This is a genomic window from Burkholderia cepacia (genome assembly GCF_029962485.1).
Classification (GTDB): domain Bacteria; phylum Pseudomonadota; class Gammaproteobacteria; order Burkholderiales; family Burkholderiaceae; genus Burkholderia.
In genome coordinates, this window is the sequence record NZ_CP073639.1 from 340,973 (window position 1) to 356,437 (window position 15,465).

The window sequence follows — 15,465 nt, forward strand, 5'->3', positions numbered from 1 at the left end:
ACGCGTGATCACGCTTTTCATGAAGCGTTTCACAAGCAACATCGGCGCGCCAGACCGGGTGGCCGTACCACGCCGATTGACCTTTGGTAACGAAGGCCAATCGGTCAGGGGCATGCGCCAACCCTTTTACCGCAATTGTCTGATCACCTCGCCCGCCGCCCTGATCCCGGACTCCAGCGCACCCTCGAAATAGCCGATGCATTCCGTCGCCGTCTCGGTGCCGGCCCAATGAATGCGGCCGAACGGTTCGCGGATACTGTCGCCGTACGAGGTCAGAACACCGGGCGGCATATGGGATGCGTACCCGCCGAGCGCCCATTCATCCGTCGTCCAGTCATGGTCCGCATAGTCGAGCGGGGCCGCCGCGTCGTCGCCGAAGTAGTGCACGAGATCGGCAATGACATGCTCACGGCGCGCTGCCTTGTCGAGCCCGCTCAGTTCAAGCGCGTGGTTTCCTTCGATCAAGCCCACCAGTACACCGACGCTTTCGTCCGCCGGCGACTGGTCGAACACGAAACCCAGATGGCGGCCCACGCTGGCAACCGATCCATTGAGCCCGCGACGCCGCCAGAACGGGGTTGGGTAGGCAACGTGCATCTTGATGACGGCGCCCATCTGCATTCCTTGCAGCAGTCCTGCGCGCTTGACGGGTAGCGGCGGCGTGAAACGGATGCGTGAGGCGAGCGCAGGCGGGGCGGTGACGATTGCATACTTCGCGTCATACGTGCCTTGCGGGCAGATTGCACGAACGCCGTTCGCATCCTGTTCGATCGCGCTCACCGGGGCGTCAAGTACGATGCACCCGTCCAGTCGGTCGGCCATTCTTTTCGGGATCTGCCACGCGCCTCCAATGAACTTGTCCTGCTGAGCGCCCCTTTCGACGCCCATCATCGTTTCCAGGCCGCCGCCCTGTCGCAGGCATTCCAGGAAGAACAGATACGACACGTGCGACGTCTCGGTGCAGGTGATCGCGCTCGTGACGAGGCGGGCGAAGTCGCGCGCAGCGGTGGTGTCCACGTGCTTGTCGATCCATACCTCGATCGACATGGCGTCCCACTGGAGTGCGTTTTCCGCGAGCCACGGCGCGCCGGCGGGGAGCGTCTGCATGTCTCGCTTCCACCGATGCAAGGTCAGGCCAAGTTCCAGGGTCGACAAGAAAGGGAGCTTCGGCGTGCTGGTGTACGCGTGCACTTTGCCATCGATATTGACGAGGCTGTTTCCGTTCGTATATTGGCTGTACATCGGCACGCCGAGCTCCGTCGCTTGCTCTCGCAGCAGCTTTTGCGACGCGCCGACCCATTGCCCGCCAAAGTCGACCGTCTGGCCGCCGACCTCGCCCGGCATGGACCGTCCACCGACTCGGTCGCGTGCCTCGAGAATCAGAACGCGCTTTCCGGCGTTCCTGAGCTCGAGCGCAGCCTTCATGCCCGAGAGGCCGGCACCAATGATTAGTACATCTGATTCATGATTGGCCGACTGATCGACGGTTGCCATGTTTACCTCTCCTGGTCACGTGTCCGCCGCGCCCGGTCACGACGCGCTCGTTTTCCGGTGTAGCCGACTGCACTTCAATAAACCCGCCATCTCCCCGTCGACACGACGCTGACGCCGATGGTGCCTATGGCGTTCTATTGCCCTGCGCTGGCGCATGAGGCTGTCAGGTGGCGCGATGGGTCGGGCGACGCGAGATGCAAGAATTCGTTGTTATAGGTCAATCGACCGAAATTAGCAGGCTCTTGGATGGGGCGGAACCAGGTGTGTGACAGGCAAGAAGTGCTTGTTACCTGCTTCCCGGGCAGTCGCCTCGCGTGCGGTGCGGATTCCTTGTGCCTGGCGATTGGTATTGTCTGAATATTTCTATTTATGACGATTTTCCCGGTGATTTGCGCGAAATTTGTGCGTACCGCAGCAACCGGGCTTCGACTTTATCAGCCTTCAGTCGCCGTGGCGTTTCTCGCAGTGCAGCAGCGATCGGAGTTGCACCACCCATGATTGTGTTGTATAACGCAAACTAGGTCGGATGACACAATTATCATTGTCCCGCCGAGGAGGTACTCCGATTCGGCAGGGAGCGGGACGTGCGATCCACGGGGTTGGCGGATGGCCCCGGAACGCGATCGGGCAGCGGATGACCATGGCGCGTGCATTCGGCACCTCATTTTGAAAGGGAACGACGATGACGTATGAAAAGGCAGAACTGGAACGTATTCTCGACGTTCAGCGTGCGGCATTCCTTGCCGAGGGCGGGGCGTCCGCGGAGGTGCGAAAGTCGCGGGTGGGGCGGCTCGCGATTGCCGTTCTTTCCAACATCGATGCGATTGCGGAAGCGCTCAATGCCGACTACGGTAACCGTCCGCCCGAACTGACCAAGGCGCTCGAAGCGCTGCCGTGGTCCGAGGACATTCTCTACACGCTCGACAACATCGAGAAATGGATGGAACCCGAAGCCATTCCGGGGGGCTTCATTCAGCAAAAACCCAAGGGCGTGGTCGGCGTAATGGGCGCGTGGAATTTTCCGATCACGCTCACGTTCGAGCCGGCCCTGAGCGCGCTCGCCGCCGGGAACCGCGTCATGATGAATTTCCCGGAGTATCAGGTCAGAACCGGGCGCTTGCTGGCGACGATCCTGTCGGACACGTTTGATGAGGCGGAGGTGGCGTTCATCCACGGTGACCTGTCGACGTCGCAATCCTTCTCCGCGTTGCGGTTCGACCATCTCTTTTTCACCGGTTCGCCCAAGATCGGTTCGATCGTCGCGCAGGTGGCAGCCAGGAATCTCGTTCCCGTGACGACCGAGTTGGGCGGCAAGAATCCGGTTGTCGTCGCGCCCGATGCCGATCCGGATCTGGCGGCAAGCAGAATTGCGGCCACACGCGTCGTGAACGGAGGGCAGGTTTGCCTGTGTCCGGACTATGTCTGGGTACCCAGAGGCATCGTGACCGAGTTTGTTGATAAGCTTATTGATCAGTACAACTTTCTATTTGCTTCTTATCTGGATAATCCTGCAGTCGTTTCCATCGTCAACGAGCGAAATTTCGACCGAATCGTTGGCCTCGTGACCAATGCGACGGCGAAGGGTGCAAAAAAATACGTGGCAACGCCGGAAGGCGAGGCTGGGCGGCTGCCCGATCGGGCGTCGCGCAAGATTCCGCCGACCATCCTGGTTGATGTTCCGGCGTCGGCAGAGATAACCGACGAAGAAGTATTTGGCCCGGTGCTCGTCGTGTATGGATACGACGATCTGCAGGAGGCGATCGATTACATCGCGGCTCGCCCCGCGCCGCTTGCCGCCTACTGGTACGGCGACGACGGCGCAGATTTCCGGCGCTTCCTGGATCGCACGACGAGTGGCGGGGTCACGCGCAACGACGGGCTGTTGCATGCACTGCTTCCTGGCGCGCCGTTCGGTGGAATCGGAAACTCCGGCTCGGGCGCTTATCACGGCAAGACAGGATTCGATACGTTCACGCATCGCCGCCCGGTGGCCACGATCATGCGCCCTGACGGTGTCGCGAATCCGCTGGTGGGTGACGCGCTGGTGTCGGAGCAGATGCGGGGTTATCTCGACGGTTCGATTGCTGCCGTCATCAACGCGTTCGAGGCGCGACTGCCCGAGGCGAAATAAGCCGTCACTGCCGCGATGTCACGTTGCAGATTTTCAATGAAAGCGCTGCCTGGAGAAATGGATTCGGCCGAGGCACGCGTTGTGTGAGGTAACTATTTCCATGATTACCAGTCATTTTGCCAAGGGATTCAAAGGCGAAATCCAGAATCGGGCATTTGCAATTCGTGCCATTGCGCGTCTAGCAAATCGTCTCGATGGTGATCCGCGTCAATCGCTTTGGGCGGCTTATCTGAGGCTGGAAGAATTCAATGCCCCCATCTATCGTCAAGCAGCAGCCCGATGGGGGCTCGACGTGGCACCCGATACCGGCACGCTGCTCAAGGCGTGGGTGATCAGCTCGGTTCCGAAATTGCTGCTAAGGCCGTTCCTGAAGCTCGTGTACTCGAAAACGGTCGTCTATTGCGAGGAGTTGCGCCGACTCAGAAATATCGGCCCATCGGATTGCAGGGATTTTCTGGATTACATGGTCGAACAGGAAGATCTGCAGATCGAGATGATGCGTCTGTCGCTTGACGGACAGGATGCCGTTCTGGCTCGAAAGGTTGATTCTTTCGTCAAAAAGTACGATGGAAAATTCATGCTCGAAAAGCGTGGATGAAAGCAGGTGTAATTAAAGCGGCCCGGGCTGTTCCGGAGTCTGATCCCGTCAAGCGAAAACACCACCATGGCATTTGATCAAGCATCGCTGCTTCAAAGCAGATCGTTCTGGCAGCACGCGTATGGCGAGTACGCACCGAATCCGCCCTTGACGGAAGATCTCAAGGTTGACGTTGCGATCGTCGGCGGAGGCTTCACGGGGCTGAACACCGCATGGCAGTTCAAAAAAGACCACCCCAATGCACGCGTGGTCGTGCTTGAAGCCGCTATCGTCGGCTTTGGCGCCAGCGGCCGCAACGCAGGGTTCAGCACGAAGATGTTCGGTCTCGAACCCGAGATGGTCCTGCTGCGCTGGGGCAAGCAGAAAACGATCGATGCCCATCGCTATCTGAAGCTCGCGGTAGCCCATACCAGGCAACTGATCGAGGAAAACGACTTTCAGTCGGAGTACCGCCACAGTGGGCTGGTGCGCGCCACTTATACGAAGCAGCAGCTGGGCCGAATGCAGAAGACCTACGCGTTGTTTCAGAAGCTGGGCATCGACGAGGACATGGTGTGGCGCAGCGCGGAGCAGTTTCAGCAGGACTTCCATTCGGCACGCTTTGCGGGCGGCATCTACGAGTCCGGGACGGGATACCTCAATCCCTGCAAGCAGGTGCGGGCGCTCAAGTCCCTGGCGGAATCCGCCGGTGTTTCCGTGTACGAGACGACCCAGGTCACGAACATGGAAAGGACATCGTCCGCGATCCTGGTTACGACACCGCACGGAAAGATCACGGCGGACAAGCTGGTCGTCGCGACCAACGCCTACTCTCGTGAAGCGCCCGGCCCGGAGCGGCTGCGCACGCGCCAGTATCCCCTCTGGACCTATCAGGTCGTCACCGAGCCGTTGAGCGCTGCGCAATGGGACAGCATCGGCTGGAACGACCGGCAATCATTCGGCGACAACCGGCAGATGCTGCACTACTTCAGGCCGACGGCTGACGGCCGGATCATCATGGGCGGCGGCGACGTGATCGTGCACCGGACAGCCGCTTCGGAAGAGGTTTCCGCGCCGCTGGCCTGGCAGCATTGCGAAGCTCATCTGAAATGGATCTACCCGCAACTGAAGCACACACGCATCGACTATCGATGGGGCGGCCCGGTCTCGGTCACGTTGGACATGGCGCCCGAAATCAGCTTCATCGACGACGAACGCATCATCTATTCGGGCGGATGCTTCGGTCATGGTGTCGCGTTGACGCATCTGAACGGCCGGACCATCGCCGATCTGCTTGGCGGGAAACAATCCGAGCTGACGGATTTCTGGATCGTGAACCGGAAGTCGTTGTCGATGACGAGCGACACGCTCTCGTATCTCGGTGGCAGGGTCGCGCGTCAGGCACTGAAATCCTGGGATTGGTGGGAGGAGAAGGCGCTGAAAAAGTGAAGCGAATCGTGCTTCAGCGCGTCCGCAGCGCCGATGGCGGCACGCCCAGCAGGCGCTGGAAGCTGCGGCGCAGGTTCTCGGTGTCGCCGAAGCCGCATTCGTGCGCTACGCGCTGTAGTGACGCCGCGCCGCTTTCGAGCGCAGCGCGCGCGGCTTCCACACGCAGTTTTTCCACGGCCTTTGCCGGCGTGAGACCTGTTTCGGCCTGAAACGCACGGGCGAAGTGGCGCGGGCTCATGCACGCGCGTTCGGCCAGATCGCCGACGCGGTGACGCGCCGCGAGGTTGCGGCGGACGTGATCGAGCAGTGGCTTGAAGCGGCCGCTCGCGCAGTTCATTTCCATCAGCGCGGAAAACTGCGACTGGCCGCCGGGACGCCGGTAGTAGACCACCAGCTGGCGCGCGACGAGGCGCGCGACCTGCTCGCCGAGGTCGTTGCCGACCAGCGCGAGCGCGAGATCGATGCCGGCGCTGATGCCGGCACTGGTCCAGAACGGACCATCCTCCACGAAGATGCGATCGGGCTCCAGGTGCACCTGGGGAAACTGGCGTGCAAATTGTTCGCTGCAGGACCAGTGCGTGGTTGCGCGCCGATTGTCGAGCACGCCCGCCGCTGCCAACAGCAGGCTGCCCGAGCACACGCTCGTCACGCGCGTGCCGCGTCGCGCGCAGCGCTGCACGAAGCGCAGCAGGCGCGGATCGGACATGCGGTCGTCCATGTTGTCGCCGCCGGCGACGAGCAGCGTGTCGATCGTGCTGGCCGGAGGCAATGCCTCGGCGGCCCAGCTGACACCGGACGAGCTGCGCACGAGGCCGGCCTGCGCGGCGATGGTGCGCAGCGTGTAGTGACCTTGGCGATAGCGGCCGGCGATTTCGAACGCGGCAATGGGGCCGGCCGCGTCGAGCAACTGGAAGTCGGGGTAGACGAGTACGGCGACGCGATGAGGCATGGCAGGAAAAGTGGGAAGGGCGACATTGCAGCCAGCACGATAGAGCGCGACCCTGTGGGTGTCAATCCACCACCAGGAGATTCGTGCAATGACTGCTGCACCGTACGTGGTTGTCTTCGCGCTGTTCGAGAACGTCACACAACTGGATTTCGCCGGCCCCTACGAGGTGTTCCTGCGCCTGCCCGGCGCGCAATGCGTGATGGCGTCGTCGACGGGCGGGACGATCGAGGCCGACGGCGGCCTCACGATCGCGAACGTCCGGCGCCTGGCCGACATCCCGCATGCGGACCTGGTGTGCGTGCCGGGTGGCCTCGGCGTGATCGAGGCGATGGGCGATGAGGAATACGTGCGCGAGCTGCGCCGGCTGGCAGAGGGCGCGCGCTATGTCACGTCGGTGTGCACCGGCTCGCTGTTGTTGGGTGCGGCAGGGTTGCTGCGCGGCAAGCGGGCCGCTTGTCATTGGTCATGGCGCGATCTGGTGCCGGCGTTCGGCGCGACCGTCGACGAGGCACGCGTGGTGCGCGACGGGAATCTGATCACCGGTGGCGGCGTGACGGCGGGCATCGACATGGCGCTGACGGTGATGGCGGAAATTGCGGGGGCCGTGCATGCGCAGTCGGTGCAGCTGTGCATCGAGTACGCGCCTGCGCCGCCGTTCGACAGCGGCCGGCCGGAGCGCGCCGCGCCCGATATTCTGGAGGCGGTGACCGCGCAACTGGGGCGCATGAGGCTGGACCGCTACGATGCGGTGGAGCAGGCGGCGAGGGCGCTTGGATGATCGGAGGCGGCTGCCCGCCAGTCGGTGTCGATTTCGCGAGTTCGAAGTCGGGTAGCAAGAAAACATTGCCCGTCGATCAACCGCCCGCAATTGCAGACGGTTGATCGACCCCGGCCCGTCATTCGCCTGAGCGTCGCGTGAGCTCATTCGGTCCGGCTCGCTTTCCTTCGAAGCGAAGTACCGAAGCGCTGCTACGCGATCTCCGGGCGTTCAACGGGCTCACACACGCGCCGTCAATTCACCCCGACCGCACTCCAGGCGCGTGCGACCGTTGCGCTTTCGGCCGAATTCGCGCCGTACAGGTCGTTTGCCGCCTGGATCGACGCCCGTCGTGCGTTCGGGTAGCTCGAGTTGGCGTTCAGGTACACGGTCAGCGTGCGGTACCAGATCTTGCCGGCCTTCTCGCGGCCGAGGCCGCCGAAGGTCGTGTCGCCGTTGCAGACCAGTTGCGTCCTCGACAGGCCGGTGTCGGTCGACGGCACCGCCGGGCCTTCCGACAGCAGGTAGAAGAAGCGGTTGCCGACGCCCGACGTGAAGTGCGGATCGTGGCGCGGATTCGACCACGAGAAGCCGCCGGACGGGTAGCAGCTGAACGACCGGCCGTCGAGATCCTGCTTGTACATCTTGCGCAGGCCGCCGCTCACCACGCGCGCCCCGATCACGTAGTTGCCGGGATCGTTCGGGTTGTTCGCGTAGTACTTCACGAGCGTGCCGAAAATGTCGGACGTCGATTCGTTCAGGCCGCCCGCGTCCCCCGAATAGTTCAGGTTGGCGGTGGCCTCGGTCACGCCGTGACTCATCTCGTGCCCGGCGACATCGACTGAAACGACCGGTTTCGGCAGGCGGGTGCCCGGATCGCCGTCGCCATACACCATCACGTGCGACGACAGCCATGCCGCGTTCGCGCCGGTCGTGCCGCTGCCGGTGTTGAATACCACGTGAGCGTAGCTCTTCACGCCGCGGCCGTCGTTGAAGATGCCGTTGCGGTTGTGCGTGGTCTTGTAGTAGTCCCAAGTCAATGCAAGACCATAGTCGATGTCCGCAGCGACAGTCTGTCGGTCGGTCGTCGTGTTGTTGCCCCACACGTTCGTGCTGCTCGTGAAGATCGGCAGGTCGGTCGCTTGCTCGACATCGTCCGAGCTCAGGCCGCGACCGTCGTAGACCGAGCCGCTGCCGCGACTCGGATCGAGCATCCGGTACGCGTTCGTGCCGGTCTGGTCCGTGGTGAGCGTCAGGTTGCCGTAGTACAGCGAGCGGCCGGTGCCGGTCGCGGCGGCGGTCTTGATCAGGTCCTGCGCGTCGAGCACGGTGCCGGTGCGCGCGTCGACGTAGTACAGCACCGCATCGCCGTGCGCATCGGTCGCCTTGCCGTATACGCGCACCGCATAGGCCAGAACGGGTGCGGCATCGCGTGCGAACACGACGAGCTCCGCGTCATCGACGCGGCGGACGTCCGAGTTGAAACGCGCGGCCGCGATGTGCCTGGCCTTGACCGTGCCGACGTCGGGCGCGTTGCGTACCACCGAGCGGTTTCCGACCTTGCCGATCGTGGCGGCGAGATTGATCGGCGCGAGCTGGGTCAGGCTCGCTTGCTTCAACTGCCCCTTGCTCGAATGGACGACAACGTCGCCGCCTATCACGGGCAGGCCCGCGTAGAAGCGATCGAAGCGCACGTGCTCGGTGCCGTCGGGATCGACGATCACGTCGCGTACCTGGAACTGATCGCTGTCCGTGGGCGCGTTCGCCTGTGGCCCCGCGAACTTCAACGTGCGTGCTGTGCCGCCGGTAGCCAGGCTGAAGGCGGACGGGTTCTGCTGGATCAGTTGCAGCGCCTTGTCGACCGCGGCCGACTGGTCGCCGGCCTGGGCAAAAGCGCTGAGACTCGCGACGGTAATCGCGGTGATGGGCAGCAGTCGAGACAGTTTCTTCATGTAATTCCCCAGATTATGAATGGGTTTGTGCGAGGAATGAATCAAGTGAAGACTTCTATATAAGACATGTCGCGAACAGCAGAGGCATGCTAGAGGGTTGTTTTTATAATTACAAGATATTTCCAGTTGGATTAAATTTTCATGTCGCTATCGTTAATCAAGTCATGATTTGGTGAGGAATTTGAAATGGTCGCGTCGGCTGCACCGGAGGCGTCGGTAACGTCGCGTCGAGGAGGGGGGCGGCGCGCTTGTGGTGCGCGGAGAAAGGCGGAAGGGATGGTCGAGGTTAAGTAGAGTTGAAACTGGAGTCGGAACTTGCTTTATTAAATATTGATTTTGATTGTTTCCGATCGGTGCGCCTCCATGAAGGTGGATAATGCTGGCGATATTTGATCTTCTTGATAACGATGCATTGAATTCGCAGTGAACGTCTAACCGACGATGGCATCGTTGCGAAATTTGGAATGTGAGCCGGTGAAGTATCTTGTGGCCGTGTTGGGGGGGCTTTGATTCCCGTGCGCTTTTCCGGCTAGGTGATCTTAAGCGGGGCAAAGCTCTGGACTGCAGCCATAAATATTTATCATTTTAAATCAGCATGTTAGTGATCTGTATATCAACGGCGGATCGAGTTCGGACTAATACCCGGCGGCATGCATTCAACGCGTCGCTTCCCTTGAAACCAACGACGCGGCCCGGGTGTTGCCGGGCCGCGCAAGTGGTTCCATTACTTCACCGGCGTGAGGACCGGCGCCCCCTTGTTCTTGATCAGGAACACGACGAATTTTGCCGGCTTCGTGCTGCTGGCGTTCCGTCCGACCGTGTGCACGTCTTCCGGGCCTTCATGGAACGTGTCGCCAGCATGGAGCGTGACCGTCTTGCCGCCGTTCAGACCCATCACGATGCTGCCGTCGAGCACGTAGACGAATGCGTGTGCGTCGTGGCGATGGACGGGGTCGACGCTGCCGGGCGGATAGTCCACGACGATCATCTCGACTTCCTTGCCCGGATATTCGGGCAAGGGCTCCGTGGTCAGCTGCGTAACTTTGGCTTGCGGTGCGGCGGCGGCCGGCTGAGCGGGCATCAGCAGCGACAGCGCAAGCGGTGCAAGCGCGAGCACGATGCGTTTCATGTCGTTACTCCAGGTTGGCCTTGTCGAGCCCGAACATCTTGTCGAACGAGCCGGGCACGATGCGGAACGCGACATTCAGCCGGTTCCAGCTGTTGATCGCCCCCACGAGGAAGGTGAGATCCGACAGTTCCTTCTCGGAGAAGTGGGCCCGCACGCGTTCGTACAGATCGTCCGGCACACCGTGCGACGACAGATGTGTCAGCGCCTCGGTCCATTCGAGTGCGGCGCGCTCGCGCGGCGAGAACAGCGGCGACTCGCGCCAGATCGCGACGTGATGCACGCGCAGTTCGCGCTCACCGTGGATCTTCGCCATCTTGATGTGCATGTCGACGCAGAACGCGCAGCCGTTGAGCTGCGACGCCCGAATCTCGACGAGCTCGCGGACCGGCACCTCGATCGTCGTTTTCTGAAGCAGCCCGTCGAGTTCGACGAGCTTCTTGGTTAGCTCCGGCGATTGCTGAAAGTAGTTGATACGTTGTGTCATGATACGTTCTCCTGATTTTCTGAAGCTGGACTATCGATCCTGCATATGACCATTCATTGCACGACCGCCCCGCAAGCCATCGTAATCGCGGGGCTCGCGGGCCAGTAGTGCCGGCAAGGTGCGCACTCTGTTGCCGCTTCGGCACCAATCGCGCGGCAGGTGCGTGGGTGCGCCATTGACGTTCCGCTGTCGACGTTCGTTACCCCGACACGGCGACGACCCCGCAGATTCCTTGCCGCGCCATCTTCGTATAAGGGACACCGGCGCTCCGCGACCTGCCGGTCGACGCCCGGGATCACCTGGATGATCTATCGCGACCGCGAAACGCAGGTGCGCAAGCTTTCCATCGACAAGGTCGGCCAGATATCGCTGATCGTATGGGGCGCGACGCTGCAGATCATGCTCGACAAGGGCAAGGATCTCGACTGGTTCGGCTCGCCCGTGATCCGCACGCTTGCCGTGATCGCCGCCGTCAGCCTCATGTTCTTCGTGATCCGGAAGCTCGCGGAGCGGAACCGGATCGTCGACATTCGCCTGTTTGCGGTGTGCAATTTCCGCGGCGGCACGATTGCGATCTCGGTTTCATACGCGGTGTTCTTCATGCGCTCGCATGACAGGGCGTCGACCCGTATGTCCAGGCGCTGCCAACCTTGCTGTAAGGCATTCCGATGGCACTCTTCTTCACACCGCTCACCGCGTTCATCCTTCCGGCCTGACGCCCGCCCCGATTCCGGCGGCCGCCGGGCTGTCGAACTTCGCGCGAGTGTTCGCGGGCGGCGTCGGCACGTCGTTGATCGCGACCGGATGGAACGACCGGGCGATCCTGCATCATGCGCGGTTCGCCAAGCAATCAAGCGTGAACAACCCGGCTTGCATGAGTGCCGTCGTGCAGCTCCAGGCGACGCTCTTGCTGCACGACACGCGTCGGGTCAGTCGACGACGGTCACGATATTGACGGTGCCCTGCCGGGCCATCTTCACATACGGGCACAGGCGTTCCGCGGTTCGAACCATTTCTTCCGCGATGCTTCGATTGACGCCCGGCATCCGCACCCGGACGTCGACGAGCAACGCATAGCCGCCATCCACGGGATCGCGGCCGAACGAAACCTGCACCTCGACGACGGTATCGGGTGTCTCCATATCGGCGCGCTTCTCGAGCAGATTGAGCGCACCGTGGAAGCACGCGGCGAAGCCAGCCGCGAACAACTGTTCCGGATTGGTCCCATTGCCGGGTCCGCCAAACTCGGTGGGCAGGCGCAGGTCGACGGCGAGATTGCCGTCATCCGAGCGGGCCACGCCGGACGCGCGGCCATGTCCCGTCTCGCCACCGGACACGGCGACGGTCGTGCTGTAAAGGGGTAGCTTTGATTTCCGTGCATTATTCCGGTTAGGATCCGCTAGGCACAACAAGACTCTGCCTTGCGCCCCCAATTGAATATCATTAAAAATCAGTGATTTGCTGACTACCCTCCGTGCGGCAACTGTACAGGTTTTGCCGATGGTAGCGACACAGCGCGATGATCGCGCCGATCGAGCAGCGAGTGCTCGACGACCTGCGCGAGTTCGTTGATGCGTTTGGACTGTGATGAAGCCGACAGATGGAAGCTGCTGGCGGCCGAGAAGTTTGCGCAGTAGTCGTCCAACTGAAGGTGTCGAGTCACTTGCGAGTTGAGGTCGCCGCGGCTTGAAGCGCCCCGATTGGAGTGGCGCGGCGATTTAGAGTCCAATCGCGCAGTCAAGAGATTGAACGTGAAGAAGTGATTCACCGCGTGAGCGGCACAGTGCGCAGGGAAGCCCCGCACGATTCCCGAACGATGAGCTTGGCAACTCGCTCGATATGGTGACCGCCGGTATGCTGGGCCCGTCCTTCCATTTGCGAGATGAGCAGCCGGACAGCCTCCTTGCCATGTGCGATCGGGTCGGACCGGATCGTCGTGAGCGGTGGATTCGCAAACGCAGCAAGGGGAATGTCGTCGTAGCCGACTATCGCGACATCGTGCGGTACGCGAATTCCGGCCTCGTTGAATGCCTTGATCGCGCCGAACGCAATCGTGTCGTTACCGGCGAACAGACCCGTAAAGCCAATGTTCCTGGCGAGCAATTGCTTGGTGGCAAGATAACCGCTGTATGCATCGATGTCGCCACTCGCCGTCCATGAAGGATCGGGTGTGATGCCGTGCAGTTCAAGCGCGTCCCGCCAGCCTTGCTCCCGTTTTTTAGCCGCATAGTACTCGTGTGGGGCAAAGCTGATATAGGCGATGCGCTTGTGCCCGAGGTTCAGCAGATGCTCCGTGGCAAGCTGCGCCGAACTCTCCGTGTCGTTTCCCATCGTCTCGAAACGCTCGAGATCGGGCGTTGCCTCGCCGAATACGACGAATGGCGTTCCCGCATTCAGAACCTGCCGCAAGTTGCCGTATTCGGTCATGCGCGGATTGACGATGATGAGCCCGTCAATGCTGCGACTTTTGACCAGATGAACGAACGCGCCGGGTTTTCGTCCCTCGTCTTCGGTGGATTCGATCAACAGCTTCAGTTCGCGCCGATGGCATTCCTCGTTGATGCTCGCCACCAGTTGAGCCAGGAACGCGTCGACGTACAGATGGCTGGCTTTCGGAATGACGATCGCGATGGTGCCGCTGCTGCCGCTTGCGAGTGTTCGAGCGGCTGCATTCGGCTCGTAACCGATCTCCTGCGCGATCTGCAGGATCCGCTCACGGGTCGATGCGCTGATGCCTTGGTCGGTGACATTGTTCAGCACAAATGAAACTGCCGTGCGTGACACGCCGGCACGGCGTGCCACTTCCGAAGCTGTGGGGCGACTTTTGGGCGTTTCGGCCATGAATGCGATTCAGGGATGGAGATAGGCTGGCAGATGATCCGCATGCGCGCGCAGCAACTCATCCACCATCGCGCGTATTTGCTCGAGATCGAGGACGGCCGCCGTATGGGGATCCAGCATCGCTGCATGATACACGTGCTCGCGATCCTGATTGAGTACCGCCTCGACGACCAGTTCCTGGACGTTGACGTTGGTGCGCATCAACGCGGCGAGCTGGACCGGCAGCTTACCGACGCGCGTCGGCTGAATCCCGTTCGCGTCGACGAGGCAGGGTACTTCAACCGCGCATCCGTCCGGCAGGTTGTCGATCAGCCGATGATTGAGCACGTTCCCGTAGACGACCCGCGGTGTGCCGGTCACGATCGAATGGATGATGCTGCTGCCGTATTCCACCGAACGCTCGACCGTATGCAAGCCGCCGAGCAGGCGCGACGCGTTTTCGCGCTCCCTTGGCATGACCTGAATATCGGCGGCGGCAAGTTCTGCGGCCAGTGCGCCGGCATCCTGCGAACCGGGATTCTCGAGCTCGCGTTCGATGAATGGCCACGCACGCTCGAATATCTGGCAACGGCCGGGGTACTCGTCGAGCGGGATATTGTATTTTTCGAGCAGTTCCTGACGGTTGTTCTTGATGAACCACGGCACGTATTCGCTGAAATGCTCGCTGGATTCCGTCGGGAAGTAACCGAACTGGGCAAGGATCTCGTAGCGAACCCGGTTCCAGTCGGGCATGGCCTTGCTCTGGTGAAGTTGCTTGAGCCGCGGGATCAGGTCGGCTCCGTTGTGCTCGAGCCGCAGGTAGAACGACATGTGGTTGATGCCGGCGCAGCGATAATCGATTTCGCCCGCCGGAATGCCGAGGTCATCCGCCAGTTCCTGAAGCGTGTGCTGCACGCTGTGGCACAGCCCGATCGTCGGCACGCGTGTCGGCATCCGGTTGAGCGCCCAACTGATCATCGCCATCGGATTGACGTAGTTCAGGTGAAGGACGCGATCGTCACATACCTGTTCCATGTCGCGCACCATGTCCATCTGGACGGGGATCGTCCGGAGCGCGCGCATGATGCCCCCGATGCCCAGCGTATCGCCGATCGTCTGGTCCAGCCCGTATTTTTTCGGAATGTCGAAATCGTTCACGGTCGCGGGGCGGTAGCCGCCTACCTGGATCATGTTGATCACGAATTGCGCACCGTCGAGCGCCTTCAGGCGGTCGGCGGTTGCGGTGATGAGCGGCCGGACATTGAGGATGCTCGCGAGTCGGTGCGCGACTTTCTCGGCGAGCTGCAGCCGGTGCTCGTCGATGTCGTGCAGTGCGATTTCACAATCAGCCAACTCGGGATAGGAAAGAATGTCTCCCAGCAGGTTGCGGGCAAACACGATGCTTCCTGCACCGATCAGGACAATTTTCAGGCGACGTGCATTCATGGCGGATATAAATGGGGTCCAATCTAAAATGCAAGCATCGGGCTTGCTACCGATAGCGGGTCGCTAGATGTCGACCTGGTTGCATGATAGCGCAAAAATAGCGGAACTAACTCGCGTTAGCTTGGGGTTTTCACTCATTGCGATCGATCGGGCCGACACGCCAATATTCGCCCTAAAGCGTGTTAGCTAACGAGCGAACAAATCTGGCAGGGCGACCGCAACGGCAGGCAGGAGACAACGTCACATGAATTCGATCCCGGAACACCTGGGGGCAGAC

Annotated in this window: 11 protein-coding genes and 2 pseudogenes; 5 read left to right on the forward strand and 8 right to left on the reverse strand. The window is 61.3% G+C overall.

Annotated features, from left to right (window positions below; genetic code table 11):
• Positions 1 to 126: 126 nt before the first annotated feature.
• Positions 127 to 1,494 (reverse strand): flavin monoamine oxidase family protein, encoded by a 1,368-nt coding sequence (locus tag KEC55_RS32690; RefSeq protein ID WP_282512931.1) that lies wholly within the window; start codon positions 1,492 to 1,494, stop codon positions 127 to 129.
• 682 nt (positions 1,495 to 2,176) lie between these two features.
• On the opposite strand from KEC55_RS32690, the gene KEC55_RS32695 reads away from it, so the two are divergent.
• From KEC55_RS32695 to KEC55_RS32705, 3 genes are all read left to right on the forward strand, one after another.
• Entirely contained in the window at positions 2,177 to 3,625 is a 1,449-nt protein-coding gene (locus KEC55_RS32695; protein ID WP_282512933.1) for an aldehyde dehydrogenase family protein, read from the forward strand.
• Positions 3,626 to 3,725: 100 nt separating this feature from the next.
• Positions 3,726 to 4,223 carry a hypothetical protein gene (locus KEC55_RS32700; protein WP_282512935.1) on the forward strand — a complete coding sequence of 166 codons (498 nt, stop codon included), beginning with the start codon at positions 3,726 to 3,728 and terminating at the stop codon, positions 4,221 to 4,223.
• Positions 4,224 to 4,289: 66 nt separating this feature from the next.
• Entirely contained in the window at positions 4,290 to 5,651 is a 1,362-nt protein-coding gene (locus KEC55_RS32705) for an NAD(P)/FAD-dependent oxidoreductase (protein WP_282512936.1), read from the forward strand.
• Positions 5,652 to 5,664: 13 nt separating this feature from the next.
• Here KEC55_RS32705 and KEC55_RS32710 read toward each other — a convergent pair whose 3' ends face one another.
• Positions 5,665 to 6,600, reverse strand: coding sequence for a GlxA family transcriptional regulator (locus KEC55_RS32710; protein WP_282512938.1), 936 nt, complete (start codon positions 6,598 to 6,600; stop codon positions 5,665 to 5,667).
• Between the two features lie 88 nt (positions 6,601 to 6,688).
• Here KEC55_RS32710 and KEC55_RS32715 point away from each other — a divergent pair, with 88 nt between their 5' ends.
• Positions 6,689 to 7,378, forward strand: coding sequence for a DJ-1/PfpI family protein (locus KEC55_RS32715; RefSeq protein WP_282512940.1), 690 nt, complete (start codon positions 6,689 to 6,691; stop codon positions 7,376 to 7,378).
• A gap of 233 nt (positions 7,379 to 7,611) precedes the next feature.
• Here the strand turns inward: KEC55_RS32715 and KEC55_RS32720 are convergent, their stop codons facing one another.
• From KEC55_RS32720 to KEC55_RS32730, 3 genes are all read right to left on the reverse strand, one after another.
• Positions 7,612 to 9,309, reverse strand: a complete 1,698-nt coding sequence (locus KEC55_RS32720) for a M4 family metallopeptidase (RefSeq protein WP_282512942.1) — start codon at positions 9,307 to 9,309, stop codon at positions 7,612 to 7,614.
• A gap of 724 nt (positions 9,310 to 10,033) precedes the next feature.
• Positions 10,034 to 10,438, reverse strand: coding sequence for a cupin domain-containing protein (locus KEC55_RS32725; protein WP_282512944.1), 405 nt, complete (start codon positions 10,436 to 10,438; stop codon positions 10,034 to 10,036).
• Positions 10,439 to 10,442: 4 nt separating this feature from the next.
• Positions 10,443 to 10,922, reverse strand: coding sequence for a carboxymuconolactone decarboxylase family protein (locus tag KEC55_RS32730; protein WP_282512946.1), 480 nt, complete (start codon positions 10,920 to 10,922; stop codon positions 10,443 to 10,445).
• Between the two features lie 291 nt (positions 10,923 to 11,213).
• Here KEC55_RS32730 and KEC55_RS32735 point away from each other — a divergent pair.
• Positions 11,214 to 11,829 (forward strand): annotated as a pseudogene (locus tag KEC55_RS32735) (DHA2 family efflux MFS transporter permease subunit); the annotation flags it as partial.
• A gap of 22 nt (positions 11,830 to 11,851) precedes the next feature.
• On the opposite strand, the pseudogene KEC55_RS32740 reads toward KEC55_RS32735, so the two are convergent.
• The 3 genes and pseudogenes from KEC55_RS32740 to KEC55_RS32750 form a co-directional block, all read right to left on the reverse strand.
• Positions 11,852 to 12,283 (reverse strand): annotated as a pseudogene (locus tag KEC55_RS32740) (Ohr family peroxiredoxin); the annotation flags it as partial.
• A gap of 403 nt (positions 12,284 to 12,686) precedes the next feature.
• Positions 12,687 to 13,763 (reverse strand): LacI family DNA-binding transcriptional regulator, encoded by a 1,077-nt coding sequence (locus tag KEC55_RS32745; protein ID WP_282512947.1) that lies wholly within the window; start codon positions 13,761 to 13,763, stop codon positions 12,687 to 12,689.
• 9 nt (positions 13,764 to 13,772) lie between these two features.
• Positions 13,773 to 15,188 carry an alpha-glucosidase/alpha-galactosidase gene (locus tag KEC55_RS32750; protein ID WP_282512949.1) on the reverse strand — a complete coding sequence of 472 codons (1,416 nt, stop codon included), beginning with the start codon at positions 15,186 to 15,188 and terminating at the stop codon, positions 13,773 to 13,775.
• Positions 15,189 to 15,465 lie beyond the last annotated feature (277 nt).

Excerpts from the sequence above, each read along its gene's own strand:
- KEC55_RS32690 (WP_282512931.1), bottom strand. The coding sequence starts at position 1,494 with ATGGCAACCGTCGATCAGTCGGCCAATCATGAATCAGATGTACTAATC.
- KEC55_RS32695 (WP_282512933.1), top strand. The coding sequence starts at position 2,177 with ATGACGTATGAAAAGGCAGAACTGGAACGTATTCTCGACGTTCAGCGT.
- KEC55_RS32700 (WP_282512935.1), top strand. The coding sequence starts at position 3,726 with ATGATTACCAGTCATTTTGCCAAGGGATTCAAAGGCGAAATCCAGAAT.
- KEC55_RS32705 (WP_282512936.1), top strand. The coding sequence starts at position 4,290 with ATGGCATTTGATCAAGCATCGCTGCTTCAAAGCAGATCGTTCTGGCAG.
- KEC55_RS32710 (WP_282512938.1), bottom strand. The coding sequence starts at position 6,600 with ATGCCTCATCGCGTCGCCGTACTCGTCTACCCCGACTTCCAGTTGCTC.
- KEC55_RS32715 (WP_282512940.1), top strand. The coding sequence starts at position 6,689 with ATGACTGCTGCACCGTACGTGGTTGTCTTCGCGCTGTTCGAGAACGTC.
- KEC55_RS32720 (WP_282512942.1), bottom strand. The coding sequence starts at position 9,309 with ATGAAGAAACTGTCTCGACTGCTGCCCATCACCGCGATTACCGTCGCG.
- KEC55_RS32725 (WP_282512944.1), bottom strand. The coding sequence starts at position 10,438 with ATGAAACGCATCGTGCTCGCGCTTGCACCGCTTGCGCTGTCGCTGCTG.
- KEC55_RS32730 (WP_282512946.1), bottom strand. The coding sequence starts at position 10,922 with ATGACACAACGTATCAACTACTTTCAGCAATCGCCGGAGCTAACCAAG.
- KEC55_RS32745 (WP_282512947.1), bottom strand. The coding sequence starts at position 13,763 with ATGGCCGAAACGCCCAAAAGTCGCCCCACAGCTTCGGAAGTGGCACGC.
- KEC55_RS32750 (WP_282512949.1), bottom strand. The coding sequence starts at position 15,188 with ATGAATGCACGTCGCCTGAAAATTGTCCTGATCGGTGCAGGAAGCATC.